This is a genomic window from Undibacterium sp. Rencai35W, assembly GCF_049340185.1.
In the GTDB taxonomy this organism is placed as follows: domain Bacteria; phylum Pseudomonadota; class Gammaproteobacteria; order Burkholderiales; family Burkholderiaceae_D; genus Undibacterium.
Map to the genome: position 1 here is coordinate 232,947 of NZ_JBMPPC010000002.1, position 22,776 is coordinate 255,722.

Annotated in this window: 15 protein-coding genes and 1 riboswitch; of the genes, 8 read left to right on the plus strand and 7 right to left on the minus strand. The window is 49.1% G+C overall.

All coding sequences use genetic code 11. From position 1 onward, the window contains the following. Nucleotides 1-208: 208 nt before the first annotated feature. Entirely contained in the window at nt 209-913 is a 705-nt protein-coding gene (locus ACO0K3_RS05095; protein WP_422982517.1) for a hypothetical protein, read from the minus strand. A 960-nt stretch (nt 914-1,873) separates the two neighbouring features. Here ACO0K3_RS05095 and ACO0K3_RS05100 point away from each other — a divergent pair. Then, nucleotides 1,874-2,605, plus strand: a complete 732-nt coding sequence (locus tag ACO0K3_RS05100; protein WP_422982519.1) for a hypothetical protein — start codon at nt 1,874-1,876, stop codon at nt 2,603-2,605. Nucleotides 2,606-2,833: 228 nt separating this feature from the next. After that, entirely contained in the window at nt 2,834-4,408 is a 1,575-nt protein-coding gene (locus ACO0K3_RS05105; RefSeq protein ID WP_422983164.1) for an oleate hydratase, read from the plus strand. Between the two features lie 140 nt (nt 4,409-4,548). On the opposite strand, the gene ACO0K3_RS05110 is transcribed toward ACO0K3_RS05105, so the two are convergent. Both ACO0K3_RS05110 and ACO0K3_RS05115 read right to left on the minus strand, forming a co-directional pair. Further along, a complete protein-coding gene (locus tag ACO0K3_RS05110) occupies nt 4,549-4,854 on the minus strand; it encodes a hypothetical protein (protein ID WP_422983166.1) in 306 nt (101 codons plus the stop codon). 88 nt (nt 4,855-4,942) lie between these two features. Further along, nucleotides 4,943-6,907, minus strand: a complete 1,965-nt coding sequence (locus ACO0K3_RS05115; protein WP_422982521.1) for a peptidase U32 family protein — start codon at nt 6,905-6,907, stop codon at nt 4,943-4,945. 378 nt (nt 6,908-7,285) lie between these two features. Beyond that, nucleotides 7,286-7,373, plus strand: a riboswitch (cyclic di-GMP riboswitch). A gap of 93 nt (nt 7,374-7,466) precedes the next feature. Here ACO0K3_RS05115 and ACO0K3_RS05120 point away from each other — a divergent pair. The 3 genes from ACO0K3_RS05120 to ACO0K3_RS05130 all read left to right on the plus strand — a co-directional run bounded on the left by ACO0K3_RS05120 (nt 7,467) and on the right by ACO0K3_RS05130 (nt 12,887). Beyond that, nucleotides 7,467-9,404, plus strand: a complete 1,938-nt coding sequence (locus ACO0K3_RS05120) for a PKD domain-containing protein (RefSeq protein ID WP_422982523.1) — start codon at nt 7,467-7,469, stop codon at nt 9,402-9,404. A 201-nt stretch (nt 9,405-9,605) separates the two neighbouring features. Then, a complete protein-coding gene (gene dacB / locus ACO0K3_RS05125; RefSeq protein ID WP_422982525.1) occupies nt 9,606-11,120 on the plus strand; it encodes a D-alanyl-D-alanine carboxypeptidase/D-alanyl-D-alanine endopeptidase in 1,515 nt (504 codons plus the stop codon). Nucleotides 11,121-11,207: 87 nt separating this feature from the next. Then, a complete protein-coding gene (locus tag ACO0K3_RS05130) occupies nt 11,208-12,887 on the plus strand; it encodes a glycoside hydrolase family 10 protein (RefSeq protein ID WP_422982527.1) in 1,680 nt (559 codons plus the stop codon). Between the two features lie 331 nt (nt 12,888-13,218). Here ACO0K3_RS05130 and ACO0K3_RS05135 read toward each other — a convergent pair whose 3' ends face one another. The 4 genes from ACO0K3_RS05135 to ACO0K3_RS05150 all read right to left on the minus strand — a co-directional run bounded on the left by ACO0K3_RS05135 (nt 13,219) and on the right by ACO0K3_RS05150 (nt 18,770). Beyond that, complete coding sequence (locus ACO0K3_RS05135) at nt 13,219-13,683, minus strand: hypothetical protein (RefSeq protein WP_422982529.1); 465 nt, start codon at nt 13,681-13,683, stop codon at nt 13,219-13,221. Nucleotides 13,684-13,976: 293 nt separating this feature from the next. Then, nucleotides 13,977-15,833, minus strand: coding sequence for an ABC transporter substrate-binding protein (locus tag ACO0K3_RS05140; protein WP_422982531.1), 1,857 nt, complete (start codon nt 15,831-15,833; stop codon nt 13,977-13,979). A 428-nt stretch (nt 15,834-16,261) separates the two neighbouring features. Then, complete coding sequence (locus tag ACO0K3_RS05145; protein WP_422982533.1) at nt 16,262-17,761, minus strand: FAD-binding oxidoreductase; 1,500 nt, start codon at nt 17,759-17,761, stop codon at nt 16,262-16,264. Continuing rightward, a complete protein-coding gene (locus ACO0K3_RS05150; RefSeq protein ID WP_422982535.1) occupies nt 17,754-18,770 on the minus strand; it encodes a DUF1338 domain-containing protein in 1,017 nt (338 codons plus the stop codon). Before ACO0K3_RS05150 ends, ACO0K3_RS05145 begins: the two co-directional genes overlap by 8 nt. A gap of 93 nt (nt 18,771-18,863) precedes the next feature. Here ACO0K3_RS05150 and ACO0K3_RS05155 point away from each other — a divergent pair, with 93 nt between their 5' ends. From ACO0K3_RS05155 to ACO0K3_RS05165, 3 genes are all read left to right on the plus strand, one after another. Beyond that, the gene (locus ACO0K3_RS05155) at nt 18,864-19,775 is read left to right on the plus strand and encodes a LysR substrate-binding domain-containing protein (protein WP_422982537.1); all 912 of its coding nucleotides are present in this window, start codon (nt 18,864-18,866) and stop codon (nt 19,773-19,775) included. Nucleotides 19,776-19,907: 132 nt separating this feature from the next. Beyond that, nucleotides 19,908-20,936, plus strand: coding sequence for an MBL fold metallo-hydrolase (locus ACO0K3_RS05160; RefSeq protein WP_422982539.1), 1,029 nt, complete (start codon nt 19,908-19,910; stop codon nt 20,934-20,936). A 268-nt stretch (nt 20,937-21,204) separates the two neighbouring features. Then, on the plus strand, nt 21,205-22,767 hold the full coding sequence (locus ACO0K3_RS05165) for an ATP-binding protein (protein WP_422982541.1): 1,563 nt from the start codon (nt 21,205-21,207) through the stop codon (nt 22,765-22,767). The last annotated feature ends 9 nt before the right edge of the window (nt 22,768-22,776 follow it).

Sequence of the window (22,776 nt, forward strand, 5' to 3'; positions counted from 1 at the left end):
CGCCTCGCGGTCGTAAACTCCTGCCACCCCTCATAGACCGTTGCGGCAAAGAGGAAAAAGCCGAGTCCCCAGATGATATGAGACAGTCGTTTTAGCACGGTACGCTCCAATTAAAGTTTCTTTGACTATGGCTTTGAACGTCATAGGACTTCAAAACACTGCTCGACTATTGGGGCTTAAAGAACCAATTCAATGTCTTTTGATGTCCTCAGCCTTTGAAGAGCACGGCTGATTTTTCAGACGTTAATAATTTTTCAGGAATCGAAATTCTCACAAGCCGACTGCGGCCAAGTATCGATCCAATGGACCTTTCCAACTCCCGCAACGCTTCTATCATCGGTTTTTCATCATTTTCTAAAGCTGCGACTAGTCCAATGTTGGTTGATTCAATCCTACCTTGCAGATAAGCAGGGACTCTTTTCATAGCGAGATCAATATTTATATCCTGCTGTTGATTGGCACCACTCATTTCTGAAATTTTTTCCTGCAGTTCAAGCATATCTTTGAAATGGGCTTTGTGCAGCCCTACAAGATTTCTATACTTGCCCTGTGCAATTAGTAAGTGGTTCATCGCGTCGTGGGTTTGCGGATGAAATAGAAACGTCAGAGATTCAAAATCGATACTCAGCGTCTCGTCAAATTCGTGAAAAATTGGACGCATTTGCATCCAGATCGGAAGGTTGGGAGACGCATTAATTGTTTCCACGCGTGTTTGCACCACTTGTTGCTTGTATATTAAGAATGCGTTAATCATTCTTCCAAGAGTTACAATTGCAAGATTTCCGGCAGCTACTCGGTCTTCCTCTCGCTGATATTGACGAACCAACCAATTCGCAAAAAAAGCAAGCCAAGCGCCAACAAAGCTGCCGATAAGAGCCTTTATTACATCAAGAAAAAAAGCACTTCCATCCATAGTGGCTCCGGTATTGTTGTGACATGCATGATCTCCGCCGATACAAGGTTGCTCTTGGGTTTTAGCAACACTATTTCCCGTTCGGCATTGTAGCGTTAAACTAGTATGTAACGAGCACCTTCGCCCATCACGGGATCACCAAAAATGTGTGAACGGCTAGCTCAGACACGGTCTGTTAGGCATTACTCGGATAGCCTTGGCATGCCTGTTCGGAATGACTTTGAAGATCTGGATACGCCAACAGCTATGTAGGGCGGGTGCAACCCGCGCTGTAAGTCACCCTAACGACTTATTGTTCAAATATTCTTTCAAGCATTAAATCACTATCGTGACATCTTGAAAATTCTTACGGCGCGGGTTGCACCCGCCCTACAAGGCTGATCCCCATACTCAATGTGAACCAGTGCGGCTAATGTGGTGCAAAAAAGCGCGGGAGTCCATCCCATCAGTCAAAAGGCTCAACTTTAACTTTAGGCGCAGTCCAAACAAAAGTTAGCGATCTCATCTATTGACATAAAATGACAACGAAGTTTTCAGATAAAAAGGAAGTTTGCAATGGGTTCGTTCAGTATATTTCATTGAATCATCGTTCTTTTAATTATTGGGCTGTACTTAGTTCCACTTTGGCGGATCATAAGCAAAGCTGGTTACCCCGGTGTGCTCTCCATTTTGTCAATCATCCCCATCGTTAACATTATCCTTCTGTGGGTCTTTGCGTTCTCTAAATGGCCTGTCGAAAAATCCGCAGAACAAAGTAACTGACTAGAAAAATGGCAATACATCAAAAAACGGCACAGTTTCTCTGCATTTAGGTTTAGCCGTTTTGCGTACAATTGTTAGCGTGAAAAGCAATGCAAACAATCACGGCGTGCGTTGCGCCTAACAACTCAATCCAAGGGAGGGAATCGCCAGTAAGCTGGCGCCCCCTCCTGATTTCAAACATAAGGCGTCCACGCTTCTATGGATAACAAGGAAGAACGAGAGTGGGCAGTATTCGGGCTGTTTGCCAACGCAATAGGTCTGCTGCCTGATGGCTCATTCGAGAGCCGAAAGCCCGATGAGCCAGATATCCTATACTGGTCCGCAGCAGGACCAAGTCTTGCATTCGAGCTCGTTGAAATTTTGGATCGTGATTACTCTACTTCGATCGGCCGCCACCTTGACACTAAGAACGCCTGCAATAAGTATCTTCACTCTCTGCCGGCCGAAGACCGGGCTGCCTTCGAACGAGAATTCTTCAATGCCGATATCTTCCTGGGCTTCAAGTCAAGTCTGACAATGCGCCGGCGCAAGAACGCATTGCCCAGAATCTTTACAAGTTTGCTAGAACTTCAGCCTAACACTACTGGCCCGATATTTACCGAGGAACGTGAGTTCGAGGACGTTCTGAACGATGCTCAGATTAACCGCGGCCGATTCAGGGGACCGCTATTTGATGCTAGCTCGGTTACCTGGGTAGGAGACCCGACTGTTGATACCGTCCTGCCAAAGATGACTAAGTCATACACGCCTGCGGGTGAGCTAAACCTGCTTGCGTACATCGCGGGCAATCCGATGTACCCCAAAGACGTGTGGCTGCCGAACCTTGATGACTACCTCAAAACTCTTGATTCGTCGTGCCAGTTTGAGCACATCTATATCTTCGAGTGTGCAACCAATGAAGTTCATCGAGCTTGGCACAGAGACGCCTAACCATCATAGAGCTACAGGTCATTCTCAACACGTTTGCATCCGACATACCTCAATAAAGTAACACGCGCCAACCCAAATTGCGCCAATCTGTTACCCATCCAAACCAAATCATTGATACAGATCATCCTGCATAGCTCAAAACAATGTGATGCTTCTTTCTATCAACATGCCCACACCATTTTGGAGTGAGATGTTCAAGCACACATTGACTGAAGAGTGACTATGACTATGACGAAGAAAAATAAAAAGGCCTATTTATTAGGTGGTGGTATTGGTTCTATGGCGGCAGCTGCGTTCATGATTCGTGATGGCAAGATTGCTGGCGAAGACATCGTCATATTTGAAGCATCACCTCTGATGGGCGGTAGCCTGGACGGTGCTGGTAATGCAGAGCGCGGTTATTCGCTGCGCGGTGGACGCATGCTGACGACCGACAACTACGAATGCACTTGGGATCTGTTTAAATCGATTCCTTCTTTGAATAGAAAAGAACAATCGGTATTTGACGAGACGCTGGCATTTAATGAGAAACATAAAGCAAATTCGATGGCGCGACTGGTTGATCGCCGTCGCGCGAAGGTGCCGGTAAGCTCGATGGGATTTTCTATGCAGGATCGCTTGGAATTGCTCAAGCTGAGTAATGCAGATGAGGCGAGTTTAGGAGCGAGTTGCATCACTGATCATTTGTCACCGACATTTTTTGAGACCGAGTTCTGGTATATGTGGGCAACGACATTTGCATTTCAGCCCTGGCATAGCGCGGTAGAGTTTAAACGGTATCTGCATCGTTTTATGCTGGAGTTTTCTCGTATTGAAACTCTCGGTGGCGTCAAGCGCACGATCTATAACCAATACGATTCGTTTGTCCGTCCGCTCCACGCATGGCTGATTGATCAGGGCGTGCAGTTCTGCATGGATAGTAAAGTCTACGATCTTGATCATCAAATAGTGAACGAACAGTTTGTTGTGACTGCTATCCACTACCAGCAGCATGCGATCGATAAGGTCGTGACGGTGGATGAGGATGATCTGGTATTTTTCCAAAATGGTTCAATGACCGATGCCTCTAGCATAGGGTCTATGGATGCTGCACCAAAAAAACTCAGTAAGGTAGACAGCGGTGGTTGGAAATTATGGGAAAAATTAGCCGAAGGACGCCCCGAGTTTGGCAATCCCGCAGCCTTCAATAGCAGCATTGCAGAATCAAGCTGGGAGTCCTTTACTGTCACACTAAAAGATCCTGCATTCTTCAACAAGATGCAGCAATTTAGCGGCAATGAGCCAGGCACAGGCGGCCTGGTCACGTTCAAAGACTCGAACTGGCTGATGTCGATTGTACTGGCGCATCAACCGCATTTTGCGAACCAGCCTGAGGGCGTTCAGGTATTTTGGGGCTATGCATTATTTCCAGATCGTATTGGTGATTTTGTGGCAAAACCAATGGCGGATTGCAATGGCGAAGAAATCCTGCGCGAGCTGTGCGGTCATCTGAGATTTGATCTGGAGATAGTCAACAATGCAAACTGCATCCCCTGCTATATGCCGTACATCACGAGTATGTTCATGCCAAGACAACATGCTGACCGGCCACTGCCCGTGCCGAAGGAGTCAAAGAATCTTGCCTTTATCAGTCAGTTTGTTGAGATTCCGGATGATGTCGTCTTCACGGTTGAATATTCGGTACGAGCAGCACAAATGGCGGTGTATCAATTACTCAAGATTGATCGCCCTATTCCTGCAATTATTCCCCATGATAAGTCCTTGCGAACTCAGTTCGAAGCATTGATCAAGGCATTGAGATAGTTGCTCAGCTGGGTACCCGGACGGATCTTCGGGCTGCGGGCTAAGCTGTGATGTATTTACCGCAGACCAGACATCTGCGGTAAATGCCAGTGTCCATACTAATATCGGTGGCGGTCATTAAAAGTGACCAGCAATGATGATCACTTCTGATTGCGCAATCGCTGTAATAGGGCATCTGCGCTACTACTGAGCGGCACATCATGCTGGCGTAATAACTGGATGTGGAGCACCAGATTTTCCAGTACCAATTTGGCAGAGACTGCGAGCAAAGTCAGGTGACGGTCTTGCTCGCTAAAACTCTCCAGACTCTGCGCCATGTCGCATAAATGATCAGCGACCAGTGCGCGCAGTACACACTCTTCTATGGGGAGGTCGGCAAAGTCGATAGGATCTTCCCGCTCGACTTCAAGTATGAGTTCTTGCAACTGCTCAGGCGTAATGGGCATCATGGCATCCTCGCTGTGGCATGCCTTTATTATAGTGCGATGTTTATCCTGAGTGAAACCGCTAAAAAGCTATACCGAACCCAGACAATTACCCAGGCTGGGTTGCTGGTCTGCTCTTATGAAATACCAAGGGACTATAAGGTACGCTCGACGGAGGTGCTGATTGCAAGATATTTTTCTTCATCTTGCCGACTACATGCATTTCGCATGGTTTGCAGTCGAACCTGAGCGTCAGTTTTTCATTGCCGTTCATGAGTGTCATTGGTTCTGCTTTGACCTGACCTTGCACTCCCTGTACACCTTTGGCTTGTTTAGGACAAAGATTAAACGAGAAGCGCAGACAGTGCTTGGTGATCATTAGAGAAACTTCGCCAGCCTCCTCATGTAATTCGTAAGCGGCTTCAATGAGTTTAACACCATGCTTTTCGTAAAATGTCCTGGCCTTGTGGTTGTAGACATTGGCCAGATAAGACAGCGAGGCTTCGGGATATTGCGCTGGCGGCTCTGCCGCAGCTTTACGCAATGGTCGCTGCCAGCTCGCCAGACGAGCAATTTCGTGCTGAGTTACGGCATCACGACGCAAGGCATTAATGACAGAGCTTGGTACAAACCAGGGTTCACGCAATTGCAGCTCAATTGCTTCTGCATAAAACATGGTGTTGCCAAGTTTGCCGAGGTTATCACGCAGCGCGGCTTCTGCTTTATCGGCTTGCTGTGCTGACTCGAGTACGAGTTCAACATGCGCGGTGCTACTTACCCCATCAGCATCGAATAACTCCAGACTGAGGCCGCGCTCATGATCTTTTAACGTCATCCACAGACCAAGTTTGCGGTCGGCGGATTTTTTAGTTAGTGCAGATTCCCAGTGATGGTCACGATTACGATTAATCGCCACACCTACTTTTAAACCAGTTAGATCAGATATCGCTTCATTAGGATGAACACGCCAGATAGTACCAATTTTTTCAACGGTGTTTGCTTGTATGCCAGCGACTTCACGCTTATGCATGTAATTCAGTCCATCACCATTCGCCAGCGGATCGCTCGCATCCAGATCGAACCAGGTCGGCCCCATCTGGGTGACATAACCTAAATGCAGGCCAACATATTTGGGTGAATCAAAAGCACCGATATTATCGAGCCTGCCGTTGGCAAAATAATCTGTGTGACCGCGATGAAATGTTTTATCGACATTCGGCGTAAAAGCGATCTGGCTATGTCCGCTGGAAGCGCGTGAAAATTCAGTGCGACGCGACATTATTTCGTCTAATAACAAACGGTAATGCGCCGTGATATTTTTGACATAGCCCATGTCTTTATAACGGCCTTCGATTTTGAGGGAGCGAATACCCGCATCAATCAAGGCTTCGAGGTTACTGCTCTGATCATTGTCTTTCATCGACAGCAAATGTTTGTCGTACGCGACAACTCTGCCCTCACCGTCCGTTAAGGTATAAGGCAAGCGGCAAGCCTGAGAGCAATCGCCGCGGTTTGCGCTACGTCCATTGTGCGCATGGGAGATATAGCACTGTCCAGAGTAAGCAACACACAAGGCGCCATGAACAAAATACTCAAGCGGCGTATCGACTTCTGCCTTGATGGCTTTAATTTGTTCTATCGTCAACTCACGCGCCAATACCAATTGAGAGAAGCCCGAATCGCCAAGAAATTTTGCCTTGGCAACACTGCGGATATCACATTGCGTGCTCGCATGTAATTGAATCGGCGGTAAATCCAGTTCCAGCATCGCCATGTCCTGTACGATCAGTGCATCCACACCAATGTCATACAGCTGATGGATTAATTTGCGCGCAGGCTCTAGTTCTGAGTCATGCAAAATCGTATTCATCGTCACAAAAATCCGCGCATGAAAACGATGGGCGTACTCCACCAGCTGCGCGATCTCACCAATCTCATTACTCGCATTATGGCGGGCACCAAAAGACGGACCGCCAATGTATACCGCATCTGCACCATGCAAGATCGCCTCACGTCCAATCTCAATAGTTTTGGCCGGAGCGAGGAGTTCCAATTGATGCGCGAGAAGTGTCATAAAAATGATTCGGTAGAGGTGAGGCGAAATTATAGCGAAATAGGGGTGTGGTGTCTGTTGCAAGACGTGCTTATTAGAAACGCTAAGCACACTAAGGATCACGAACAAGCCTGATAGAGACCCGATGAACATCCGTCAGAAATCTGGCAAGGGACTTTACAAGGAATATGATAACGTCAGCAAAGACCGTCTATTCAGACAAAGGGCCTTCTGCAGGCAATAATATGGTTGAAGTTAGCACAGTTCTCACCATCCGTTATTAAATTCATCTTTTTACTTATCAAATTGGCTTTTTCTCTTATATATCAGTCACTTAGTTCACAAAAAATTGAAACAAATCGTGAAATCGGATTGACACAAGTCACCAAACCGCTAAAGTGAAGTCTAGGGCAAACTTATTGAAAAGTAAGGACGCAAAACTTCCGGCCTAAGGTCTGTCACAGATCATGGTAGCGGGGTCGCCAACAAAGTGTTCCGTTCATCGATGCAACAGTCATCCATGGCATCACTTTATTGTCAGCGTATGCCCTTTGTTTAAACACTTAACAAAGGGATCAAAATGAAAAACTCCACAAATGGCATTTCTGTTTCGCGCAAAATTTTAGCGCTTGCTGTCATTGTCGGTCTCGGAGGACTCGGCGCCTATGCCAGTGTCAGCCTGGGTATCAACGACAAGACTCCGCTAGCCAGCGTAACTAGTTCGCAACATCCAACACATATGGCAACAGCCGCGACTCCGGCAACAGCATGGGGTAGCAATCCTCTGCAATTGGCGCAGGCAAATACTGCTGCGGCAACGACACCAGCAACAGCGCAACTTGCTGAAAAAGCTCCGGCGATCAACTCTGCTATGAACACTGCATTAGCAAACAATGCAGTGACCGCACAGATTGACATGCCGAATGACTTCGTGCCCTCCAGCGCTGAAGGGACAACCGAGAATTCGCCATTCGCGCGTATCAACCTCGACGAACTCTCCTCCGGACAGCGTGCAATCACTTTACTGGCCAGTAATCTCGATGCGGTCGCGCAGTGGTATGGCATGAGTTCAGATGGTCTTAAACAATTATTGTTATCCGATAGCACTGTCCATATCGATAAAAAAGGCCGCTTATTACACATCGATAGCGGCGTTACTGCTGCCGGTGACGTGATGAACGCGACCACGACATCGACTACCACAACCACGACAGCAAGCACCTCGCCCTTCCCTCTGGATCAAACATTTAAACTGCATACCAAAACAAATTCGACCCGTCTCTTGTATCTGAACTTTACCGGTTTTGGCAAAAATCCTGCTTTTGATCTGGATAAAGCGCCGGCGACATTCAGTGATGCTGAACGTCTCCTAATACAAAAAGTCTGGCTGCGTGTTGCAGAGGACTATGCCCCTTTCGACGTCGATATCACAACAGAAGCACCAGGTGTCGTCACCGGAAAAATCGGTGTGATGATTCTGATTACGCCGCAAACCAATACCGCAGGCGGCTATGCGTATATCAATGCTTTCAGTACCTATAATCCGAATGCCTCACCAGCTTTTTGTTTCCCGAATAACCTGGCGAACAGCGAAAAACCCATCGCCGAATGCATCTCACACGAGCTTGGTCACACTCTGGGCTTGCTGCATCAAGGTAGCACCTCGACCGAATACTATGCAGGTCAGGGCGATGGCGAAACAGGCTGGGCTCCGATCATGGGTGTCGGTTATTACAAGAATCTGACCCAATGGGCCAAGGGTGAATTTACTGGCGCCAACAATAAGCAAGATGCCTACGCCATCATGCTCAAGCAAGGCCTGAGTCCCCGTGTCGATGATCATGGCGGCACAATTGCATCCGCCGATGCAATGAGCAGCACCGTAGCGAACGGCTTTAATAATGTCAGCGCCAGCGGCATTATTGAAGTTCCCGGCGATGTAGATATGTTCAGCTTTAATGCAGGTGCCGGTACGATTACATTGAAAGCTGCAACAGCCGCTCTCGGTGGCAATCTCGATATCTCGCTGCAATTGCTCGATGCGACGGGCAAAGTTCTCGCCACCTCAAACGACGCTGCCACGCTGGCAACGACACTCACCGCCACACTTACAACGTCCGGCACTTACTATCTGAGCGTAACCGGTGCTGGTAAAGGTTCTCCGCTGCAAACCGGCTACAGCAACTACGGTAGCCTCGGTCAATACAGTATCACTGGTACAGTACCGATTGCGATTGCAGCGCCGGCGTCTATCGTCCTGGCTACCTCCGCAACAGAGGGCAAGGGGCCATTCACGGTCAGCTTTGATGCGAGCAAGACAGAAACAGCAACTTTAAAAATCTGGTCTTACACCTGGAGTTTTGGTGACGGTTCCGCCGCAGTCACCAGCACACCCAACGTCGTCAACGCAACGACCAGACATACTTACACCAAAGCAGGCACCTACGAAGCCGTATTGAAAATTATCGATGCGAATGGTAAAACCAACTCCAAGAGCGTCAAGATCACGATCAGTTAATCCGATAATGATCACCAAGGCGTCAATGGCGCTTTGGTGAGCATACGTTAAACGAACTCTCCATTACGCCAGGTCTGATGATCTGGCTTTTTTTTGAACATGAAACAGCTCACCGTCTCTGCCAGATAAGCAGACGAGACAACAATCTGCGCCGCATGTTTGCACTACAATGTCCGTGTTTGTACATCACGGAGTCACAGCATGTTCGCATCGGTTTTATCGGCATCAGGTTTGCAAGGAAAAAGTAAGTCACTGATCTCGACGTGTTTGATGAGTGTATTGAGCTTGTCGGCATCAGCCGCACTTAGTCAGACTAGTTTACCGCTCTCGGTAGAAGTTGCATTGACGAAGGCAGGTATTCCCAGCAGCGCAATCAGCGTGATGGTACTACCGGCCGAGAGCAGCACGCCGACACTTGCGATTGGCGCGACAACGCCCATGAATCCCGCCTCCACGATGAAGTTGCTCACTACACTCATTGCACTGGAAGAGCTGGGGCCGACCTTCCGCTGGAAGACGCAGTTCTTAAGTGACGCCACACTAAAAAAAGAGACCTTGAATGGTGACCTCTATCTGCGCGGTGGCGGGGCACCAGACGTTAGCTGGGACAAAATCAGTCTGATGTTACGAGGACTACGTAATCAAGGCATCCGTAAAATCAATGGCGATATCGTGCTTGACCGTAGCTATTTTTCGCCGGTCCGACCTGACCTCGGCACCTTGCCGTTTGATGACACACCAAGTACTTACTACAACGTGATTCCTGATGCGCTGATGGTCAATAGCAACATCCTGACTTTTGACATTGATACCAACGGCGGCAGTATCAAAGTACAGACCACACCGCCAATGGCCAAAGTACAGATCAAAAACGAGCTCAATTTTGACGACAGATCATGCAGCGAATGGGATAGCAAATCGCATCCCCCAGTGATCGAAACCAATAACAAACATCAGACCACAATCACTCTTAGCGGGCATGTGCCGCAGCGCTGCAAGTTATCAATGTCGCTGAACATCCTTGACCGCAATCTTTATATAGAACATCTCATACGTCAGCTTTGGCAAGAGATGGATGGTGTCTGGAACGATAACGTCAAAGAAGGTAAAACACCACCCAGCGCCAACGTCCTGTTCGAGAGACAGTCTGATACGCTAGCCGATATCATTAAGCCTATCAACAAGCGCTCAGATAATTCGATGGCACGCAGTGTCTATCTCAGCCTCGGTGCAGAATTTTCTGATGCAAAAAATTATCTGACCAGTGCACAGGCAGCCGAGGCTCGCATCCGCTCATGGCTGTCCAAACGCGGTATCAATCCCGACAATCTGATTCTGGATAATGGATCTGGATTATCACGCACTGAGCGTATCAGCGCGCTGCAAATGGCACAGTTATTAAAAATTGGTGTGAGCAGTAACTGGTATGCAGAATTTGCCACCAGTCTGCCAATCGTCGCGATAGACGGAACCATGCGCAAGCGGCTCAAGGATACCCCGCTGGAAGGCCGGGCAAGAATCAAAACCGGCACCCTAAAAGATGCGACCGCAATCGCCGGCTATGTACGCGATTTACAAAATAAAACCTGGATCGTCGTCGCCATGGTGAATCACAGCGATGCAGGCAAGGCCAGACCCGCACTCGACGAACTGATCTACTGGGTCGCTACAGGACAAACCAATCAACCCAATATCGCGCCGACGACAACACCTTAAAGCCGGATCAACCCTCACAGACAGCGCTGGTTGATTGACGGAGAATGCAGTAGCATCCTAGCTTTGTTTCATCACGGCAGTTCTGGCATGACCTCACATTCGCAACAAGGTAGTATTCTCTTGAGCAAAAAAGCAGTACGAATCCTGACGACGGTGTGCCTGAGTATGCTAGGCGCCTGTAGCAACCAGGCAACTCAGCCAACACCGACTGCCGTACCCAGCGAAGCCAAGCCAGCGCTATCTATCGGACTACCAAAGACAGCCTCGCCAACAAACCCAATACCGTCAAAACAGGATACAAAAAATCTTGCCTCCCAACCATCTGCGCCGCAGGCACCAAGAGAATTCCGTGCTGCCTGGATCGCCACGATAGGCAATGTAGACTGGCCCAGTCAAAAAACTCTCAGCGTCCCTCAGCAGCAAGCAGAAATTATTCATATCCTTAACAGCGCCAAGGCGATGCAGCTCAATGTGATTGTGCTGCAAGTCCGTCCAAGTGCCGACGCTATCTATCCATCGGAGTTAGAACCCTGGTCTGATTACCTCACAGGCGAACAGGGCAAGGCACCGGTACCATTTTACGATCCTCTGCAATTTTGGATAACGCAGGCACATCAACGCGGACTCGAGCTGCATGCCTGGTTCAACCCCTATCGGGCAAAGAGCAACGCCAATAAATCCCGTCTTGCCAGCAGCCACATTTCACGTACACATCCCGAGCTGATCAAAAATTATGGCGACATGCTGTGGATGGATCCCGGGGAACCAGCAGCGATGCAACACACGCTAGCGGTGATTCAGGACGTCGTCCATCGCTACGATATTGATGGCGTACATATCGACGATTATTTTTATCCTTATCCAGTCAAGAATGCGGAAAAAAAAGAAATCGATTTTCCTGATCAACATTCCTGGCGCAGTTATCTCAACAATACAAACAATACCGGCACTGGCGGCAAACTCGCCAAAGCCGACTGGCGCCGTGAAAACGTCAACCAACTGGTCGAACAGATACACCATCATATCCACCAGGAGAAACCTTGGCTACGCTTTGGCATCAGCCCATTTGGCATAGGCAAGCGCGACAAACTGCCGCAAGGCATCAGTGGCTTCAGCCAATACGACAAACTCTATGCCGACGTTGAGCTATGGCTGGAGCGCGGCTGGCTCGACTATCTGGCACCGCAACTCTACTGGCCAATTCAACAGAGCCAGCAATCGTTCACTAGCCTGCTCAGCTACTGGCGTCAGCAAAACCCGCAGCACCGCCACATCTGGCCGGGCCTCTACACCAATCGTGTGGATAACGGCGATAAGCCGTGGCAAGCAGAAGAAATTCTTCAGCAGATCAATGCAATCAGACTGAATGTAGGGGATGGTAATGAACCCGGACACCTGCATTTCAGCATCACGGCTTTGCTCAAAAATCGCGGCGGCATCCGCGACCAGTTACGTGAAAAGTCTTATGCCAGCTCCGCCTTAATACCGGCAATGACATGGGTAAGCAGTACTCCGCCATCGGCTCCGCATTTAAGCACGCTCAACGATCAACAAATTCAGGTAACAATAACTACGGCGGACAACGCGCATCAGATAGCCATCTGGCGACGCTTTGGTACGGTATGGGTATTTTCAGTGCAAGCGATCACGCAGACCACGATCTCGCTTGAGCAGGAAGGACAATCAGGCAACGCTGATCAGCTCGTGGTGAGTCTTATTAATCGGTTTGGTGTTGAGGGGGAGCGGACGGTTTATACCCCGCGATAAAACGCACCTGCCCCCAATTTATCCGGGTTAAGGAAATTAAAAAGAGAGTTTTGAAAATAGAATCCGCAATATCCATGCGACTTTCAAAGGCGTTTCACGCCAGGAACCGCATCAATGCTGCGCATTATCATTCGGAATCTACTAAAAACCTTCACATTGAAGAATCTTATTTATTGGACTGACACAAAACCAAGGTCTCTCACCAACTAGGCATAGAGGCACGGGGACATGAATACATAGAGAAAAGACAGGAGTGAGCATTTCTATGAAATACCGACTAAAGGTATTTTAGAAATTCTCATTTAATTTTCTAAAATCCAGCAATCACAATCTACCGATCCTGATAAACAACATTACCCGAGCTTAGTAAAATCGTCACATCACGAAAAGACGTGATATTTCCAACAACTTGCCCTTCGCTATTCAGATAATTACTGAAGCAGAGGACCGCAACCGCTTTGGAGTGATTCGCTGGCATCGTCACATTCACATCGGTCGCAGGCGGGATTTTTAGTGAGACAACCTGGATTGCTGTCGCCAATCCGGCCGTCAGCGCTGCCTTGGTGTCGAACCACTGCGTGCTGGATTTCGGCATCATAGCCTCAACATTTTTATCGTAGACGAAGACAATATCGACTGCCGTTGCGGTCATTTGATTCGCATCTGGGAATGCGATAATTTGAATGCGATTGACTCTGCTGGCAGTTGGCGTACTCATGCATGCGGACAGGATAGCGATGCACGCCAGCAGGCAAATCTGTCTAGATAAATTACGCGAATAAATAGCTATATTCATAGTGTGATGATACCGGTCAGGTATGAGCGATGGATGTGATCTTCATTAAAAAATTTTCTATTAAGTTTTTCGTCTCAGCGGTGAGGCTGGATGGTATCCGTTTTTTGCATCAACAGACAATCTCACACCTGATGTCGCACAGTCTATGGGCATCCCACCAGGCTCGTTCACCATGACTCGCCGCAAGACGCATCAACATGAGCGTTGATTGGTACCGATCTTCTGAAATTCATTCAACAACTATTTTCTTTCCTCAGCATTTGTATGGCGATCACATATATCAATACACTGAGTTAATGTGCTTCCACATCGAGATAACGCCAATTCGTGAAGCTTACCGGATGCCGCTTATAGTTTTTTAACCAGGGTTGCCAGATGTCGGCGGACAGTGGGTGAATCCGTATCACCCAAGGTGCATAACCGTGCACCAGTTGCGCCATGTCGCGATAAATTTTTTGTTTCTCCGGCGATTCTGGCATCGATAATGAACGTTCATATAGTTGATTAAAAGCAGGCAGATTAAAGCGGGCATAATTTGCCCGTCCACGATTGGGACCGTACAACAATTGATAGAAATTCGATCCATCAGGAAAATCGGCGATCCAGTTGGCTTCGGTCATCTGCACTTTGCCGAGTCGTGCTGCCTTGATGATTTCGGTATGTTTGTCGCTGACGAAGTTAATCCTGATTCCGATTGATTCTAGATTTCTGCGCCAGTTTTCATCGCGTAAACGGCCCGTCGTGGATGTCAGATTATGCATGGTGAGTAACAGCGGCTGACCGTCCGGCAGACGCCGGTAACCATCGGCACCGCGCTGATAAGAGAATTTATCGAGCAAGACATTGGCGAGCCGGATGTCATGCCTGACCGGACTGTGATACTGCGCGTCGTAGCCGAGCACATTGGGTGGCAGCGGCGATTGCGCAGGCAAGGCCAGGCCTTTTTCTGATACAGCAATATCTTCCTTGCTGTTGTAACTCAACGCAATCGCACGACGCAAGGCGATCTTTTCCTGTGTATAACCGCCGATCACCGGATCATCCATATTCATCCACATGTAATAAGTTTGCAGCGGTGTGAATAAAGATAATTGAATGCCGCGCTGGCTCAGTTCAGGTTTCAGTTCAGGCTTTAGCTCAGTTTTTTGTTGTAGCTGGTTCAGCACCATGTCGGACAATGGTGGTGGCACCTGCTCGAGATAATCAAATTCTTTGTTGAGAAAACCGAGTACCCGCGACTGGTGCTCCTCGACAATTTTGATTTCGATACGATCGACACGCGGTAAACGCTGACCTCGTAAAGCCGCTGCTATCTGAACGTCTTCTGGTGCTGTTGATGTTGAGGAGAAAATGACTTTGCGGTACGTGGGATTCGCCAGTAATTCAATACGATAGCTGCGCTGCCATACTCCCATTCTGAATGGCCCTGTACCCACGGGATGATTGCCGACCTGATTGCCATAGGTATCGACGACTTCACGCGCCACAGCGGCGGTTGCCGGAGTCGCTAGCTGAAACAACAACTGATGATCTGGTGCGACGAGTCTTATCCTCAGCGTGTAACGGTCAAGCACCTGCAAACCTTCGATCTCAGTATCGATATTGAACTTGACTGGCGTATTTTTGCCGCGCAGAAGTTTGTCGTCACCCAACAGTTTGTGCTCAAACAAAAACAGCCATGGCGATTTGATCGCCGGGTCATACAGGCGTTTGATGCTGTATGCGTAGTCCTGAGCAATCAGTTCACGCTTTTGTCCCTTGAACGCCGGATCATCCGCAAAAAAAATCCCTGGCTGCAGACGTAGCAGGTAACTTTTTCCGTCGTCACTGATATCAGGCATCGCAGCAAGTGTGTTCGGTCTGAGTCTGAGCGGTCTGGCCAGATAGTCGTACTCCAGCATCGTGTCGAAAATATTTTCATTGATACTGACGGACTGTAGATCCGAGGCAGCCGCGGGATCAAGTGCCGCTTCTGGATTGGTCAATAAAACCCGTAAGGTTTTCAGTGAGGATGCGGTGGCGGGAGGTAGTGGTGCAGAAGCCATCGCTACCGACATACCCGCAAGATCAATCAGACTAATAAAGACCGCCAGTAACGGCAGAATTTGCGCGCAGCGATGTTGCAGTAAATACGAAAAACGACATAGCATGAAGGGATCCAGACAAAAGAAATGCGCAAAGTCACATGGTCTAATAACATCATGTGACCTTAGATCGCCTTAGTCTAAACGCTCTGGCACCACTGAGCAATTTTTCAATTGCCTGCACTTGGCTCAGTTTGAAGCAGATCGCTTCCACCAGGAAGACATGACTAGCTTTGTGGAGGCAAAAACAAGTAATCAGGGCTTACGAAAAACGACAAACTATCTATCCACATATAAATTGAAGCCGCATACTATATGCGGCCTCCCGAGGCATTTTGTGCCAGCAGGCGCATTCTGCTTACGGATTCGGTTTGATATCGATATTCCGCTGAACCGATTACTCCCGCCTTTTCTCTTTGACTCTATGTCTCGGTATCTCTGTGATGAGCGGTTTTAGTTTTTACGCAAGTCCTGGTAACTTATCAGGTCTTCATTTATGTTTTCGTTTCAGCATTCGATCCCACTTTTGTCTTACCAAACCAGGTCAGGCCAAACAAGTGTGAGGGATCCAGCATGTTCTGGATGTCGCCAGCCAACTGCTGGGCAGCGTCGGATGTGTAGCGGTGATAGTAGGTCTGATTATAGGGGCCAACACCATGCTCTGCGCTGAAGCTGCCCTGATACTCATGAACCACCATATCGTAAATCGCGGCTCGTAAGGTATTGACGATTGCAGCATCATAAGCAAGGCTCGCTGCGTGAGGCCAGACCAGATTAAAATGACTGCCGCCATCGGCCCAATGGCCAAAATCCATGATCTGTAATTGCGGATAATGTGTCTCCACCAACTCGATTGCCCGCTGGCGAAAAGCGACCAACGATGAACGTGGCATGGAGATATCAAAGGCAATGATCTTGCCTTCGCTACGTAACGATTCGCTGATCGCATGGCGAATCCGCCAGAGATCTTTGCCCCGTCCCACAACCGCATTCGTGATGACGTCACCAAAATGGGCTTCCAGTATCTGGTTCAACAAAACATCGAGATGCAAACCCGATTTATGCGGTGACATCGTGCTGTCGAGTTCGATCAGAATACAATAATCAGGCACAGCTTCTGGCGCAAACGGATTCGTGATCGCCGGAATATGTCGTAATACGGATGCCATCGCCTGACCTGAGATACCTTCAAAGGCGCTGAGGAATTCGCCGCAATCCTGTTCAAGTATTTGCAACAGCTCTAATACCGCCGCCTGATCGCGTGGCACTACCAGGGCGGTAGCAGTTTGCTGTGGCAGGCGATGCACTTGCAAGACAGCACGGGTAATGATTCCATAGGCACCGCTGGTACCGACCAGTAATTGTTTGAGATCGGGACCGGTATTATTTTTTCGCAGAGCGGCACGCAGATCGAGTATGGTACCTGCAGGGTGAAGTAACACGGCCTCCAGACCAAGCAGATTAGCCCGCACATCACCATACTTGATCAAGCGCGCTCCGCCGGTATTGGCGGCGATCATACCGCCGATACTGGGATTCGCACCGAGATCAATCGGGAAGCATAGTCCGTGCACCTCTAGCGCCTGATTCAGGTCATGCAGAGTTACTCCGGCATCGACCTCCACAGACCGGTTGATAACATCGATCTGAATATGGCGATTCAAGCGTTCGGTACTCAGTACGAGAAAATGACCGCTGGCATCCGGCGTACTGGCAGCGACCAGTCCGGTGTTGGCGCCCTGCACTACGAGTTTGATCTGATACCTGGCGCAATACTGCGTTAATTGTGCGATCTGCGCTGTAGTTGCCGGACGCACGACTGCCAGCGCACGCCCAGCGCCATACCGCGCGCCGGTAACGTAACGGGCGCAGTCAGCGACATCACTGATCACTGCAGAGTCACCCAGTATGTTGCGGAGTTCAGCAATGAATTCAGTACTGCTCTCAGGAATACTTACAACCGGATCAGCGGAGCTATGCATATCGTCAGGCATTGGCGGTCATCTTAAAAATACCCTGGGCATTCCCGGTATCAAAACTCAGATCCAGTTGCTGGACTCCATTGGTATCCGTCATCTGATCCCGTGTGATGAATTCATAAAACGAGCCAGGCACCTCACGCGTGATCACACCATCGGTATCAGTGCGAAATTCTCGCAGGACGGTCGCCGCTTTAAATGCGGTCTGACGCACACGTCCGGATCCAGAAACCTCAACCTGAGGCTTGATCGGGCGGCCAAGTTGCCGCTGCTCCTCCGCTGTCTGGAACACATCCGCGACGCGGTCAGTCGCATGGTTGAATACATTACCTTCGGTTGCAATCCAGGCCATCTCAGCCGATTCACTTTTGAGAATATCGTAATCGGATAAGGCAGGGATGCCATGCTGGCGGTCAAAACAATTGATCAGCACGGGCAATAACTCAGCCGCCTGTTGCATGCTGAGATTACCGTCGCGATCGAGTTCGTTGAGCAAACTGACGGCACCCGGTGTAAGCGGATCAACCGAGTCACCTAATACGCGGGTGACCGCCTCTTGAAATTCCCGGCTGAAACGTTCCGGATGCAATTCACTGACGAAAAATTGCGAGATGTTTTCCGGATCATCCATCTGTGCATACGAGCGACCAGTCATGCTCAAACGATCAAGCGGATATTTGCCCTGCAACTGATAACCTAGAGGTTTCAGAATGCGGGTCAAGGCAGCTTCTCCGGGCGGCAGGTCACCAATACCAAACCAGCGCACCGTACGCAGAGCACCGTGATCGAGCATCACCTTGCCGCCTCGGGCGGTGACCTCGCTGGTGTAGTCCTTGCCGCTGGGCACGCGCTGCAAAATACCGTCAAATAACATCATATTCAGCGTCTGAGCCAGCTCGGCACGACTGACACGTCCCTCTTCCCATACGCTAAATTTAGGTGATACATGCAATAAATTCATTAACTCATGAGACTTTGCATCACCAGCACAAATGGAAATCAGGGTATCGATATTAGTTTTCATATTAATTTTACTTATTGAAGTGAGCATATTCTGCGGCAAACCCAGACCAACAACAAACGAGTTAAAATCATAAGTTAGTGAGGAAATGGAATAATGAGAAAAAAAATCCCTAGTCTGCATGCTCTGATGATCTTTGAGGTGGCGGCTCGCCTACAAAGCTTTACCCGTGCCGCCGATGAGCTGGCACTGACCCAAAGCGCGGTCTGCAAACAAATCGCCGGCCTCGAAGAGTGGCTGGGTTTAGCCTTGTTTGCACGTGTCAAACAACGCATCATTCCAACACCAGCCGGGCGAAATTACGCTGAAAAAATTCGGGCGCATCTGAGCCGTATCGAACGCGACACGCTGGAGTTGATGGGCACACAGGACGGTTCCGGCACCCTGGAGCTGGCAGTGGTTCCGACCTTTGCGGCACAGTGGCTGATCCCCCGGCTGGCAGAGTTTCATGCCTTACGACCTGACATCACAGTCAATCTGAGCACCTGCACCGATGCATTCATGTTCACCGAATCGCCATTCCATGCCGCGATACATTCAGGTGAAGCGCCCTGGCCCGGCACAAAAGGTGATTTTTTAATCGGCGAAGACGATACGACGCCGGTATGCAGCCCTGCTTTTCTCGCTCGCCATCAGGGCAAGTCGAAAAAACTGAGCATAGATGACATCAGTCGTATGCCCTTGCTGCATCTGATGACACGTCTGGATGACTGGCGCCGCTGGTTTGATCTGCATGACCACAGCAATGATGTGTCAGCGGTTAAAGGGGCGCGCTATGAGTTATTCACGATGCTGATCAGCGCGGCAGCCGCGGGCATGGGAGTGGCACTGATACCGCGTTTCATGGTGCAGGCAGAGCTGGATGCCGGCACATTGACCATCCCGCTGGCATTAAGTCTGCCGCGATCGGCGGCGTATTATCTGGTGTATCCGGAAGAGAATGCGGCACTCGGTCCTTTGCTCGCGTTTAAAACCTGGTTACTGGCGCATACTCAGTCCGGCGGATAATATAGCGAGCAATATAGCAAACCATGCAGCAAACAATAATCGTCTGATTGCGGTGATGGCAATTTTTTACTAGTGTCTTTGACACTCCCTTTTGCATACGCAACTCAGCTGTATTCCAAGAAAGGCAGGCCAGTGTTGAAACGCTTTTTTACTTATGCATTGCTGGGCATTGTTCTGATTCTTGCAGCGACCGGCGGCTGGCTGTACTACCAGATAAAAAATCCGCCAGGTCTAACACCCTACGCCGACCTGTGGATACCTCCGGCACCAGCATCTGACCAGCAAGCTCAATTACGCGTAACATTTTTGGGTGTATCAACCTTGTTGCTCGACGATGGTGAAACGGCGATACTGACAGATGGATTTTTCTCGCGCCCTGATGCAAAAACGGTATTTACTGGAAAAATTGCGCCCAATCCTGAGATCATTCAGCAATCATTGCAGCATGCAGGAATTAAGCAACTTGCAGCCGTCATCGTCGCCCACTCCCATTACGATCACGCGATGGATGCACCTGAAGTTGCCAGACGTACTAATGCAGTCTTAGTCGGATCTGAATCCACCGCTAATGTCGGGCGCGGCTGGGGCATCAAAGAACCGATGATCAAAGTCGTACATGATGCGGAGAGCCTGAATTTTGGCCGTTTCCAATTAAAATTCATCCGCTCACAACATGCCCCCACCGGTTTTACCGGCGGCACAATCGATGCCCCGTTAGTCCCGCCAGTAAGAGCAAATGCATACAAAGAAGGACAAAGTTTTTCTATTCTGCTCACGCATGAAGCTAAGTCGTTGCTGATACATAGTTCAGCAGGATTTGAGACAGACGCATTGCAGGGACAGCATGCGGATGTCGTATTTCTGGGGATAGGGACTCTTGGCACGCAGCCCAAGGAATTTCAGGAAACCTATTGGAAAGAAGTCGTCGCCAGTGTCGGAGCACGACGCGTGATACCGATTCACTGGGATAATTTTTTCCTGCCACTTGATCAACTCCTGCAAGCAGGTCCTCGTCCTTTCGACAATATCGAGAATTCGATGCAGTTTTTAATGGATAAAGGAAAGCAGGAAAAGGTGGAGATCAGGCTGGCACCCGCATGGGTGGTGATTGATCCGTTTTTTGGTCTGATTAAACAAGCTGAAATAAGTACTCTGAAATAAGCGACTTAATCTAAAGGCAGATCCCATATCAACGCGGTACCCGAACAACAGAGCTGCCACTACAATAGTATGCCAGGTGCTTTTTAGGTATTGCTGCCGTATCCCCAACATGCGTTGGTATGCCTTGATATCCTTCATCAAGCCGCATTATCGCGATTGAATTTACTTTTTCGCTCTGGCATCTGCAAGCCATTCTGTAGTATTCTTGATATCAGAAGACGTCACCCTATCGTATTGCGCAGTCCCTACGGAGCCCCCGTTACGATTCATGAATCCGAGACCGAGCGACCATGGTATTAAATCAGCGCTGCCTCTGCGAGCAGTCATTGCCATTACCGTTGCGGTCGGAATCGCCCTGGCATCAGCACTGGTCTATCTGGAGGAAGCCACCCGTATCGAGCAGGAGCATACGGCGAATGTGCAGGTGGAACTGGAGCGACTGACTACCCTGACCTCTTTAGCACTACGCGAATCTTTGTGGCAATTCGTACCGCAACAAGCCGATTCCATCATCGAAGCGGCGTTTGTCAATCCCGACATTACCAGTATCAAAGTCGTAGAAGGTGCAGGTTCGCCTTTTGCATCCAAAACACGAAATAATTTTCAGGATGAAAAGTCGCTCACACTGAAACAAGACATCTCGCGGGATGGCGTCAAGCTGGGTCAATTGACAATCAGTATGACGACAGCGGGCTACCGCCAAAAACTCAAAGCGGTGACCATACGGTATGGTCGTGCCGGGTTACTCATCATCATCGGCTCCCTGCTTTTTATCCTGTTCGTCATGCACAGACGTTTTGTCTACCCAATGGATCAGCTGGTTGAGGCCTCACAGAATCTGGCACAGGGCAAACTCGAAATACCGATTCAAGCGATACGCAACGATGAATTAGGCATACTCGCGCAAAGCCTGGAAGAAACGCGAAAATCACTGCTCGACCTGTTTAGTAAAGTAGAGCAGCGCAATGCCGAACTCAAGGACATGAATGAACATCTCGAACAAAGAGTCGAAGAGCGCACCCGCTCCCTGGAAGAGACTCTGCAAACGCTGAACCGTGCCCAGCACGATATGATACAAACTGAAAAACTTGCTTCGCTTGGTCGCGTGGTTGCCGGTGTCGCTCACGAATTAAACACGCCGATAGGCAATGCCTTATTGGTCGCATCCACAATCAATGGTGACTTGAAAGAGTTACGCACAGAAGTCGACTCTGGCAATATTCGCCGCAGTACCTTATCCAAAGTGCTGGATCACTCACAGCTTGGATTCGATATTTTCTTCAACAACCTGGAACGGGCAGCACGTATTGTCGGCGATTTCAAGCAAGTCGCCGTCGATCAGACCAGTGAACAGCGCAGGCAATTTAACCTGGGTAACGTCAGCAGCGAAATTCTCACAATGCTGAATCCTGCCATACGCAAAACCGGATGCACAGTGCATCTGCAGGCGGAACCCGATCTTCTCTGCGATAGTTTCCCAGGGCCTTACGGTCAGGTGCTGAATAATCTGATTATGAATGCGGCGCTGCATGCCTTCGCCGATGACAGCGCCGGCATCATTCTGGTCACGGTAAAGCGTCTCAATGCTGATAATGTACAACTCATTGTCAGCGATAACGGTGCGGGCATGGATGAAGACGTCCGAAAACAAATATTCGATCCCTTTTTCACGACAAAAATGGGCAACGGAGGTACTGGCTTGGGAATGAACATCGTACACGGCATCGTGGTCAGGATTCTCGGCGGCACGATTACCGTCTCAAGCGAACTTAATAAAGGGACTGAGATTTTGATCACGTTCCCTACGGTATCGCCCGTCATGAAAGCCTAGAGCATTTTT